Raw genomic sequence first — 10,952 nt, forward strand, 5'->3', positions numbered from 1 at the left:
CCGCCCGGTCATCCGGCGGCGGGCGGATGCGCGGCGAACCGCGATGGGGTGTAGAGGTGTTCGCCGACCCGCTTGACCATGCGGGCCATCTCGTACGCGACGAGGCCGATGTCGGCGTCGGCCGCGCTGAGGACGGCGAGGCAGGAACCGTCGCCCGCGGCCGCGACGAAGAGGAAGCCGTCGTCCATCTCGACCATCGTCTGGCGGACTCCGCCCGCTCCGAAGTGCCGGCCGGCCCCCTTGGCGAGGCTGTGGAAGCCGGAGGCGACGGCGGCGAGGTGTTCGGCGTCCTCGCGGCCGAGCCCGTTCGACGCGCCGACGGCGAGCCCGTCGTTGGACAGGACGACCGCGTGCCTCAGCTGGGCCACGCGCTGCACCAGGTCGTCGAGGAGCCAGTCGAGTTCTCCGGACCGGGGCGCGGCGCCCGTGGTGGGGTCCTGGATCATGTGAGATCTCCTTCGGTGGTGCTGTCGCTGCCGGGCACGGTTCCTGAGCCGGCTCCTGGTGGGCGGCCGCCGCCCCGGACCCAGCCGTCACGGAAGGCCGCCATGCGCTGCCGTGCCTGTTCGGGCGTCCGTGCATCGGGTTCCCGGTGCTGTGCGGAGCCGTTCTGCTCCTCGGGCCGCTCGCGCAGCTGAGGCGCGAGGCTCGCCTGCCGCACCCGCTTCGGCAGCCCGTCCGGTGATTCGTCGTCGGTGTTGTTGGCGTTGTTCGCGTTGTTCGCGTTGTTCGCGTTCGTCGCGTTGTTCGCGGGCTGCCTGTGCAGGCGCAGGGCGGTGACTCCCGGGGGCGGTGGGGCGTCGTGAGCCGTGTCGATGTCCGGCACGGCGTGTACGGCGGCGGCGATGGCGGGGCGTGGCCCCTGGGCGGGCACGGAGTTGCCGTTCATGTGAGGTGCTTCCGGGTCGGGCACGCGCGCGAAGTGGTGCTCCGTCGCGTGTTCCTGGGTGATGTCCGCCCGTTCCGGGGTTCCGACGTGCAGCAGGGGTGTGGGCAGCAGGACGACCGTGGTGGTGCCGCCGTAGGGCGAGGTGCGCAGGTGCACCTTGATGTCGTGGCGGTGGGCGAGCCGGCTGACCACGAAGAGCCCGAGCCGGTCGCTGTCGAAGAGGTCGAGCGCTTCGGAGTGGGCGATGCGGTTGTTGGCCTCGGCGAGGGTCTCCTTGCCCATGCCGAGACCCCGGTCCTCGATCTCCAGGGCGTAGCCGTTTCCGACGGGTTCGCCGCTGACCCGCACCTTGGTGTGCGGTGGGGAGAACTGGGCGGCGTTCTCGACGAGTTCGGCCAGGAGGTGGGTGAGGTCGGCGACCGCCGCGCCCTGCACGGAGGCGGCGGGCAGTTGCCGTACCTCCACGCGCGCGTAGTCCTCAACTTCGGAGACGGCCGCGCGGACCACGTTGGTCAGCGAGACGGGGGTGCGCCAGGCGCGGCCCGGGGCGGCTCCGGAGAGGATGATCAGGCTTTCCGCGTGCCGCCTCATGCGGGTCGTGAGGTGGTCGAGGCGGAAGAGGTCGCTGAGTTCGTTCGGGTCCTCGGCCCTGCGTTCCATGGTGTCGAGGAGGCCGAGCTGACGGTGTACCAGGACCTGGCTGCGGCGGGCGAGGTTGACGAAGACCCCGGAGATCCCGCTGGCGAGTTCCGCGCGTTCGGCGGCGGCGCGCAGGGCTGCCCTGTGCACCGTGCCGAGCGCCTCGGCGACCTGTCCGGTCTCGTCCTCGGCGGGAGGTCCTTCCGGCGCCTCGGCGAGGACGTCGATCTCCTCGCCGGCGCGCAGTTTCCGCATGGCGTGCGGGAGTTTGCGCCGGGCGATCTCCAGGGCGCTGTTGCGCAGGCTGATCAGTTCGATGACCAGGCCACGGCCGATGCGTACGGAGATCACGAGGGAGGCGGCGACGGCCAGCAGGCCGAAGAGGACAGCGGCGCCCGCGGGCGTGAGCAGTCCGCGGGTGAACGGATCCGCCCGGACCCCGGCCGTGCGCGCCGCGTCCGTCTCGATCGAGCGGAACCGGTTCTGCACGGTCGTGTGCGCGCTGTCCCAGGTGAGTGCGGGTGCCGCGGCGAGCGCCGCGCTGCCGGGGGTGGCGGCGAGCGCCTTGTCCTCGATGGCGCGTACGTCGCCGTACGCGCTTCCCTCCACGAGGTGGCGCCAGGCGGTCCGTTGCGGTGCAGGGAGGTCGGCGACGGCCGATTCGGCGAGGGTCCGCCGGGTGTCGACCGCCCCGGTGAACAGCCGCAGCCGTGCGCCGTCCAGGGAGCCGGCGAGTCGTGCGGCGCTGAGCAGGGAGTCCTCGCGGGCGAGCATCTCGCCGGACCGTGAGAACTCGAACAGCACGCGCGCGTCGGAGCCGAGACGGTCGTCCTGGATCCCGGTCACGGCGCCGGTCACGGCGAACGCCGAGTCGATCGTCTTCGTGTACTTCCCGTACGCGCCCTCCCAGCCGGTGCGCCGGCCTTGCACCGCGCTGCGCACGGAGCGCAGTTTCTCGGCGTCACTGACGAAAGCCGAGAGGCGCTCAGCGAGCCGGGCGGGCAGATCGGCCCCGTCCGCGACGGTGTTGCCGTCTCCGAGGCGGAGCTTCGCCACGGCCTTGTCGGTCGCCGAGCTGCGCTTCCTGAGGTCGTCACCGCGGTCGGCCGCCGGCTTGGCGGCGTAGGCGACGGCGGCGGCGCGTTCGGCCTGGAGCGCGGCGACCGCGTCGGTCACCGGGCCACGGACCGTGGAGTCGACCCGCTGCAACTGCCGCATGCGGGCGACGTCCTGGGCGGTGGTGACCGTCGCGTACGCCCACAGGGCGAGCAGCGAGACGACGGGCACCATCAGGAGGCACACGATCTTGGCGCGGACGGTGCGGGGCCGCAGTCCTCGGCCTCCCGCGCGCGTGGGAGGCACGGTCGGGGCGGACGGGTCGTCCGCTGTGTGGTCCTCTTCCGCGGGCGGTCCGGCGTGCGCGCGCCGTCCGCGCGCCGGGGGCGCGGGCTTGGGCGGCGCGCCGTTGATGGGGGTCCTACGGGGTGTACGCATGGCCTCCTCGCTCGTGGTGCGCTCGTGGTGGGAAGGGTCGTGGCGCCGGTCCGCCGTCAGCGTGCGACGCTCTCGACGGGCCGCTGGGCCGACGCGGAGGCCTCGCGCTCCCCCGTGGTGGGGGACAGCGCGACGAACGCGGACGTCAGGAAGAGGTAGGACCCGAGGCCGACGGCGAGGGGGAAGATGAACTGCATCGCCGTGGCCCCGGACAGGGCCGCTGCGGAGGGTGCGACCTTCACGCTCACCGCCATCATTCCGGTGTAGTGCATGCTGCTCACCGCGCCGCCCATGACGAGGGAGGCGACCGCGACAGCGGCGGGCGACTTGATGTTGAGTCCGGCCCAGAGGGCGGCCGTCGCGGCGACGACGGCGATGGCGACGGAGAGCCCCACGAGCAGCGGGTCGTACCGCACCTGGCCGTGCAGGCGCAGCGCAGCCATGCCCAGGTAGTGCATGCTCGCGACGCCGAGTCCCGTGGTGAGCCCGCCGAGGGCGAGGGCGCGGTTGCGGTCGCGGTCGCGGCTGTAGCCGACGGCGAAGACGCCGACGCCCACGACGGCCACGGCGACGACCAGGCTGAGGACGGTGAGCGGCACGTCGTAGCGGATCTCCGTGCCGGTGACGCCGAAGCCGAGCATCGCCACGAAGTGCATCGTCCAGATGCCCGTGCCGATCGCGGACGCCGCGGTGATCAGCCAGTTGCGCCGCGAACGGCCGGTGGCGCCGAGGGCGCGGACGGTGCAGCGCAGACCGAGCGCGGCACCGATGGAGGCCATCACGTATGACAGCACGGGGGTAAGCCAGCCGAAGGTGGCGTGGTCCAGGTGTCCCATGGCTCCGGGACGCTAGACCTCTCGGGGGCGCGCAACTGGGGCGCGTTTCGAAAGCTGCTGGAATATGACAGAGAGACGCGCGTGAACGATCGCGTCAGGCTCGAACATGTGCACCGTCCGCGCATGCGGCGGTTTCGGTTCGCATCGGTTCTCATCGGTCGCATGCGGAGTTTTCGATACCTCACACCCGACCACGCGCGTCCGCACGCGAGAGATCATGGAGCCATGAGCGACGACCACACGCACGTACAGGAGTTCTTCTCGACCCGCGCGGCCCACTGGGACACACGGTTCCCCGACGACGGTCCGCGCTTCGAGGCGGCCGTCGCCGAGCTGGGGCTCCGCGCGGGCGACCGGGTGCTCGACGCGGGATGCGGCACGGGACGCGCCCTGCCGGCGCTCAGGGACGCCGTGGGACCTTCGGGGGCCGTACTCGGAGTCGACCTGACGCCCGCGATGCTGGAGGCCGCCGTGCGAGCGGGACGGGATCGCGCCGGCTCGCTGATGCTCGCCGACGTGACGCGCCTGCCCGTACGGTCCGGGTCGCTCGACGCCGTCTTCGGTTCGGGCCTTGTCGCGCACCTGCCCCAACCTCAGGAGAATCTGCGGGAGTTGGCGAGGGTGGTGCGCCCGGGTGGACTCCTCGCGCTGTTCCACCCCATCGGGCGGGCGGCACTGGCCGCGCGACAGGGCCGCGAGCTCACCCCGGACGACCTGCGGGCCGAACCGAACCTGCGCTCACTGCTGGCCGGTTCGGGTTGGCGGATGACGTCGTACGCGGATGAGGACGCCCGCTTCCTGGCGCTGGCGGAGCGCCTGGACTAACGCGTTCCGGGCGACGCGAGAGCGGGGTCCGCGACCGCCGCGGCGAAGGCCTCCGCGTTGTCGAACATGACGTTGTGCCCGGCGTCGGGCACGGTGCGCACGCGTACACCCGCGGCCTCGAGGCCCGCGCGGTCCGCGAGTTCACCGCTGCGCGCACCCTGCAGATACAGCCGGTCGATGTCCAGGTCCATGAGCATCTGCCGCATGGTGGGGCGGGTGCCCTGGGCGAGTCCGACGGCGGTGCGGTGCAGGGCGAGAGGGTCCGCGAGACGCATGGTGGCCGCCCACAGGGGACCGACCTTGGCGAGCACGCGCGCGTGGCCGACGCCGTTGACGTACTCGTCCTCTCCATAGGAGGCGATTCCACTGCTGCCCTCCACGCGGGGAGGGTACGGGTCGAGGTTCGCCTCGGTGAGCACGAGCCGTGAGACGAGGTCCCGGCGGCGGTGGGCGAGAACGATCGCCACGGCGCCGCCCATGCTGTGCGCGACGAGCTCGGCCCCGGACACGCCGGCCGCGTCGAGAGCGGCCGCCAGAGCATCGGCGTGGTCGTCCAGCGAGTACCCGAAGTCGGCGGGCCGGTCGCTGATGCCGTGCCCCGGCAGATCGACGAACAGCGAGCGCCGGCCCGCGAGTTCGGGCCTGCCTGCGATGTGCGCGTGGTAGACGGTCGAGGCGGACCCCAGCCCATGGACGTACACCAGCGGAGCCCCGTCCCCGTCGGCCTCGACCCAGCGGATACAGCTCCCCTGCGAGTCGAACCGAGCCTGCTTCATCATGCGCTCCCACTCCCTCTCCCCAGCAACCGCACGACCCCGCTCTTGCGAGGCGCCCCGTAGAGCATACATCGGTGCCGATGTATTACCAGACCGATGTACAACGGATCCGGAGAGAGTGCGGCACAATAGGGGCATGCTGGAACTCGCCATCCTCGGCTTCCTCTACGACGCGCCCCTGCACGGATACGAGCTGCGCAAACGGATCACGGCACTGACCGGCCACGTGCGACCCGTCGCCGAGAGCACGCTCTATCCGGCGATCAAGCGCCTGGAGAAGGCGGGCCTGCTCACCCGCGAGACACAGCCGGGGTCGGTCGCGGCCCAGCGCCACGTCCTCAACCTCACGACAGCGGGCCGGGACGAGCTCCGCGGCAGGCTGGCGGAGCCCGGCCGGGCCGACATCACCGACGAGAACCGCTGGTTCACGGTCCTCGCGTTCCTGCGGCACCTAGACGACCCGGCGGCGCAGGCGACCGTGCTCGCGCGCAGGCTGGCGTTCCTGGAGGAACCGGCCAGCTTCTTCTACGAAGGTGAACGCCCCCTGCGCGCGGAGGAGTTGGACGACCCGTTCCGTCGCGGCATCCTCACCGTCGCCCGCGCGACCAGCCGGGCCGAACTGGCCTGGCTGCGCTCCACCCTCACGGACTTGCGAGCACGCGCCTAGACAAAACCCTTCTGGCGCTCGAACTCCCGCTCTACGTTGAGGAGGTGACGCACCGTCGCACACCACGCAGGGGGAAGGTGGCGTACATGTTCGACAGACTCCGCAAGGTCCTGGCCACACGGGCACCGGCCGGCGCGAGCGTCGCGGCACCGCCGCGCAAGCGGCCGCCCAACCTCTTCGAGGCGGCGGCCACCTATGTGTCGGCATCCGTCGAGGATGACGAGGACAGGATCACCGAGGCCGCGACCTGGGTGTCTCCGGAGGCTTTGACGTTCGGCATCAACGAACTCGCGTGCCGCGCGGTCGTCGCGCTCGCACGGGAACGCGACGAATCGCCCGAGGTGGTGGCACGGGCGCTGCTCGGCCTGCCCGCCACCACCTGACCCGCGACTCCCGCCGGCCCTCCACGGGAGGCACACGAAGTGCGCACGGGATCTTGGCATGGTCCGCCCACCGAGTGCCACACCGGGTCCCCTGGGAGAATTTCCAGCTCAACGCCCTCGACGATCTCCACCGCGAGTGGTTAGGGTGCGCCGACGGACGAAGCTCAGGGGAGGCTGGCATGGCCGGGACGGACGACGCGGTCGCCGCCGGGGACGACGCGCTGTACGTATTGACGGCGGTGTTGCTGACCCCTGCGAAGTTCCCCAGTGTGCTCGGGGACGACTACCCGGAGGCATGCGCCGCGCTCGGGCTCGCACCCCTCGCCGACGGGTACGGGCTCATACTCGGGCAGGACGGGGCGGGGGCGCGCTGGACGGTCGTCATCGACGACGTGTCCCTGGTTGCCGTCGCCATCGCGTCCTGGGACTGCGGCATGGAGTACGAGTTGTCGCCCGACGAGCGGACGGTGGTCTCGGCCCTGCCGGGGTGGCCGCTCGCCCTGTCCGTGTCCGCGCCGGGCGTCCCCGACCCGCACGACCCGGAACACGACCCCGAGATCATGGACGGTCCGCCCCTCACCCCGCCGAACACGGAGACGTGGGGCCCGGCCCAACGCCGCCTCGGCGCCGACGAGATCGCCCTCCAGTGGGCCTCCTGGCGGGAGCAGATCGACGACAGCGCGTTCCTGACGGACGACGCGGGCGGCGCCTCCGGTGCGGAGGGGGCCGACGGCGCGAACGCCGACGGCCCCGACAGTGCGGACGCCCCCACCACCACCGCTCCCGGCGACGCCGCCACGGCCACCGCCTCCGGAAGCGACAGCGAGGCGCAGAGCACCCGCGCCTCGCACGCCGGCATCCGGCGGGTCCTGTCCGAGGTGCGCGCCTACGTGGACAGTCCTCCGCCCCTGGGCCGTGTCCGTTCGGCGTTCGCGTCCGGCGATGCCCGGACGCTCCGGGCCGACGGTCCCGGCTGGTCGATGGTGGCCCGGACGGACGACATCGCGTTCGTGCTCCTGGACGACGAGCCCGGTGAGGTGCTGCCCGTGGGGCGGGGCCCCGAGCTGCCCGGCCTCCTGGAAGCGCTCGACAAGATGGCCGTGCGCCCCTCCTGACCCCTCCCGCAGCAGGCCACCCGGCCCGCTGCGCGCAGGTCGTCCCAAACCCCCGCCCCACATAACGCTCCCCTCCTCCATGTGGCGCCGGCCCATGGCCCGGTGACTGGTCCCGCCCGCACGATGGCCCCGCTCGTCACCCTTGCCGGTCCCTCGTCGTCGCGGAGGCTCACCATGCGCGTGCCCGGAACAGTCCCTCTCTTTGCCACGGCCCTGCTGGCGCTGGCCGCCTCGGGGCCGGTGCCCGCGGGGGCCGCAGTGGAGAGCGGCGGAGGCGGGGCGCACTGCGCGCGCCAGGAACGGGTGCACGTCCCGGGTGCCGCCCTTCAACAGAGCGCCTGTCTGGACGACTTGACGACATCGGCTCTGGCCGGAACCCCGTACACCGACACCGCCGACCAGGCGGGCCTCACCGCGAAGGGGACCCGCAACCCGTCCGGCGTCCCCGGTTCGCAGATCGACGGGTACTTCCCGGACGACTCCACGTCGAACGCCACGCACGGCTGGCAGCACGATGCCCAGTTCGTGATCAGGCTGCCCGACCACTGGAACGGCGGCCTCGTGGTGACCGGCTCACCCGGCAACCGCAAGCAGTACTCGACGGACGCGGCGATCTCCGACCGTGTCCTGGCCCAGGGATACGCCTACGCGGCGACCGACAAAGGCAACACCGGACCTGACTTCTACCGTGACGGAAAGCGTCCCGGCGACGCGATCGTCGAGTGGAACAACCGGACCACCCAACTCACCAGAGCGGCGAAGAAGGCCGTGGCCCAGCGCTACGGGCGGGCTCCGCGGCGGACCTACATGACCGGCATCTCCAACGCCGGCTATCTGACGCGCTGGCAGCTGGAGAACCATCCCGAGCTGTACGACGGAGGCGTGGACTGGGAGGGCACCCTCTGGACCGCGGACGGCCCGAACCTGCTCACCTCGCTCCCGACCGCCGTCGCCTACGGGCTGGGGAAGGCCGGCGCCGACGATCTGTACCGCGTGGGCTTCGCGCGCGGGTCGGAATTCCTGTGGGCCTACCACCAGAAGGCCTACTGGGGGATCACGCAGAAGATCTACCGCGCCGAGTTCGATCCCTCGTACGACTCCAAGTGCCCCGGCCCCTCAGCGGGTTCGACGACGGACGAGCTGCTCGCGCCGTGCGCCTCCGACGCCTCCTACGACTACACGGCACGCCCCGCCTCGGTCCACCGGGCCGTCGCACGGGTCGCACTGAGGGGGCGGATCGGCAAGCCACTGATCACGCTCCAGGGCGACCTGGACACCCTGCTGCCGATCGCGGCCGACGCCGATGTCTACGGACGGATGGTCGACGACCGGGGGCGCGGCCGCCTGCACCACTCGTACACCGTGCAGGACGGCACGCACACCGATGGCCTCTACGACACCTATCCCGACCGGCTGCGGCCCGTGCTGCCCTGCTACCGGTCCGCGTTCGACGTGCTCACCGCGTGGGTGGAGGACGGCACACGGCCGCCCGCCGACCACACGATCGCCAGGCCGGCGAGCGGCGACGTCGTCAACAGCTGCTCGGCGACGGCTGCGACAGCTGCCACCCGCCCGTAGCACCGCGTCCGTCAGCGGCCCAGCTCCCTGCGTGAGGCGCGGCGGAGCCTGCGCCGCTGGGAGGGGTCCAGCGCCAGGTAGGCCGCCGCGGGTACCCCGAGAATGATCAGGAGCGACGCCCACCAGGGCAGCCAGATCAACAGGATGAGTCCGGCCGCCACACCTCCTGCGGCGATCTTCGCGTTCCTCGACATGTCCGTCGCCTCCTTCGGGGGCTGCAAACCGCCCTCGCCATGAGAGGCGGGCCCCCGCCTCTACTCTCTGAAACGGACTCGCGGCCCGGGCGGTTCCTGTTCACGACCCTGATACACCCCTGAGCCTCCACCCTGACGCACCCCTGAGGCCCGCGCAGCTCCGGAGAACACGCACCCCGAGCCCTCCGCGGCCTCAGGCAGGACGCACACCCTGAGCCCCGGGCGAGGAACCCGGGGCTCAGGCTGCGCAGGGGGGCGACCGGACCGGACCCGCCCGGACAGTGCCTCACTCCATCCGCAGCGGCTCCCCGACCTCGTACATGTGGCGCAGGGCCTGCCGGTAGGAGTCGACGAGCCCGGTCTCCGTGAAGGGGATGCCCAGGTCGCGGCAGTGGGCCTTGACGAGGGGTTGGGCCAGGCGCAGGTGGGGGCGGGGCATGCTCGGGAAGAGGTGGTGCTCGATCTGGTAGTTGAGGCCGCCGAGGAACCAGTCGGTCAGTGCGCCGCCCTTGATGTTGCGGGAGGTGAGGACCTGTCGGCGCAGGTGGCCCCAGCGTTCCCCGTCCGGGTCGGGCATCTCCATGCCCTTGTGGTTCGGCGCGAAGGCCATACCGAGGTGCAGGCCGAACAGCGCCTGGTGGATCGCCGCGAAGGCGAGGGCGTGGCCGAGCGGCATGGTGGTCAGGAGCAGGGTCACGTAGCCGATGACGTGGGCGACGAGGAGCGCTCCCTCCACGGCGCGCTCGCGCGCGGGCTGGCGGCGCAGGTCCTGGAAGCCGTACAGCTTCAGGGCGAGGCCCTCCAGGAGGGTCAGGGGGAAGAACAGCCAAGCCTGGTTGCGGGTGAGCCAGCGGCGGAAACCGGAGCGGGTCGCGGCCTGCTTGCTCGTGAAGACGAGGACGTCGGCGGCCACGTCGGGGTCCTTGTCGATGTGGTTGGGGTTGGCGTGGTGCCGGTTGTGCTTGTCGTTCCACCAGCTGTAGCTCATGCCGAGCAGGAGATTGCCGTGGATGAGCCCGATGACCCGGCTCACGGCGCGGTTTCCGGTGATCTGCGCGTGGCCGGCGTCGTGCCCCACGAAGGCGGTGCGCGCGCACAGCACCGCGAGGACCGGCGCCAGCGCCAGGACCCACCAGGAACCGCCGATGAGGGCCATGCCCGTGCCGACGGCGGCAAGGGACAGGGCGTTCAGCGCGATGTTGCGCACGTACCAGCCGGTGCGCCGCTCCAGGAGATCCTGGCTCTTGACGGTGCGCAGCAACGGCGTGAACTCGCTTCCTTGCGGCTGCGTCCCGGCCGCTCCTGAGGAATGGTCCACTTCGGGTTCGACGGCCAGGGTCATGGCGAGGTCTCCGGTCTCTGGGCATGGCTGTGGGACAAGTGAGGGGAGGGGAATGGCGTACTGTCCGGACGCCCTGCTCACGAGACGGCCCGACCTCAACAAACCTAGGAATCGGTGGCCTTGGGCACCATGAGGCCACCACCCGACCGATCCCGGGGGTAGCACCGCCCCCGAAGGGGGGCTAGCCACACCCCTGCGAGCACGAGTGACCGGC

Annotated in this window: 11 protein-coding genes; 5 read left to right on the plus strand and 6 right to left on the minus strand. The window is 71.7% G+C overall.

Annotated elements, in window-relative coordinates:
- Window positions 1–8: 8 nt before the first annotated feature.
- Genes LGI35_RS09285 through LGI35_RS09295 form a run of 3 tightly spaced genes read right to left on the minus strand, consistent with a single transcriptional unit; the run spans window position 9 to window position 3,858 of the window.
- Window positions 9–446 (minus strand): roadblock/LC7 domain-containing protein, encoded by a 438-nt coding sequence (locus LGI35_RS09285; protein WP_116500194.1) that lies wholly within the window; start codon window positions 444–446, stop codon window positions 9–11.
- A complete protein-coding gene (locus LGI35_RS09290) occupies window positions 443–3,022 on the minus strand; it encodes a sensor histidine kinase (RefSeq protein ID WP_227293421.1) in 2,580 nt (859 codons plus the stop codon). Before LGI35_RS09290 ends, LGI35_RS09285 begins: the two co-directional genes overlap by 4 nt.
- A 56-nt stretch (window positions 3,023–3,078) precedes the next feature.
- On the minus strand, window positions 3,079–3,858 hold the full coding sequence (locus LGI35_RS09295; protein WP_227293422.1) for an MHYT domain-containing protein: 780 nt from the start codon (window positions 3,856–3,858) through the stop codon (window positions 3,079–3,081).
- 225 nt (window positions 3,859–4,083) lie between these two features.
- Here LGI35_RS09295 and LGI35_RS09300 point away from each other — a divergent pair, with 225 nt between their 5' ends.
- Window positions 4,084–4,683, plus strand: coding sequence for a class I SAM-dependent methyltransferase (locus tag LGI35_RS09300; protein ID WP_227293423.1), 600 nt, complete (start codon window positions 4,084–4,086; stop codon window positions 4,681–4,683).
- Here LGI35_RS09300 and LGI35_RS09305 read toward each other — a convergent pair.
- Window positions 4,680–5,459 carry an alpha/beta fold hydrolase gene (locus LGI35_RS09305; protein WP_227300254.1) on the minus strand — a complete coding sequence of 260 codons (780 nt, stop codon included), beginning with the start codon at window positions 5,457–5,459 and terminating at the stop codon, window positions 4,680–4,682. The genes LGI35_RS09300 and LGI35_RS09305 overlap by 4 nt on opposite strands.
- A gap of 136 nt (window positions 5,460–5,595) precedes the next feature.
- On the opposite strand from LGI35_RS09305, the gene LGI35_RS09310 reads away from it, so the two are divergent.
- The 4 genes from LGI35_RS09310 (at window position 5,596) to LGI35_RS09325 (ending at window position 9,202) form a co-directional block, all read left to right on the plus strand.
- Window positions 5,596–6,126, plus strand: coding sequence for a PadR family transcriptional regulator (locus LGI35_RS09310; protein ID WP_227293424.1), 531 nt, complete (start codon window positions 5,596–5,598; stop codon window positions 6,124–6,126).
- Window positions 6,127–6,212: 86 nt separating this feature from the next.
- Complete coding sequence (locus LGI35_RS09315) at window positions 6,213–6,509, plus strand: hypothetical protein (protein WP_227293425.1); 297 nt, start codon at window positions 6,213–6,215, stop codon at window positions 6,507–6,509.
- A 179-nt stretch (window positions 6,510–6,688) separates the two neighbouring features.
- Window positions 6,689–7,624: a hypothetical protein gene (locus tag LGI35_RS09320; protein ID WP_227293426.1), complete on the plus strand. Its 936-nt coding sequence runs from the start codon at window positions 6,689–6,691 to the stop codon at window positions 7,622–7,624.
- Between the two features lie 174 nt (window positions 7,625–7,798).
- Window positions 7,799–9,202 (plus strand): tannase/feruloyl esterase family alpha/beta hydrolase, encoded by a 1,404-nt coding sequence (locus tag LGI35_RS09325; protein ID WP_227293427.1) that lies wholly within the window; start codon window positions 7,799–7,801, stop codon window positions 9,200–9,202.
- Window positions 9,203–9,213: 11 nt separating this feature from the next.
- Here LGI35_RS09325 and LGI35_RS09330 read toward each other — a convergent pair whose 3' ends face one another.
- Window positions 9,214–9,396 carry a hypothetical protein gene (locus tag LGI35_RS09330; protein WP_227293428.1) on the minus strand — a complete coding sequence of 61 codons (183 nt, stop codon included), beginning with the start codon at window positions 9,394–9,396 and terminating at the stop codon, window positions 9,214–9,216.
- A gap of 286 nt (window positions 9,397–9,682) precedes the next feature.
- The gene (locus LGI35_RS09335; RefSeq protein WP_227293429.1) at window positions 9,683–10,738 is read right to left on the minus strand and encodes a fatty acid desaturase family protein; all 1,056 of its coding nucleotides are present in this window, start codon (window positions 10,736–10,738) and stop codon (window positions 9,683–9,685) included.
- Between the last annotated feature and the right edge of the window lie 214 nt (window positions 10,739–10,952).

The sequence above is a fragment of the Streptomyces longhuiensis genome (assembly GCF_020616555.1).
Classification (GTDB): Bacteria; Actinomycetota; Actinomycetes; order Streptomycetales; family Streptomycetaceae; genus Streptomyces; species Streptomyces longhuiensis.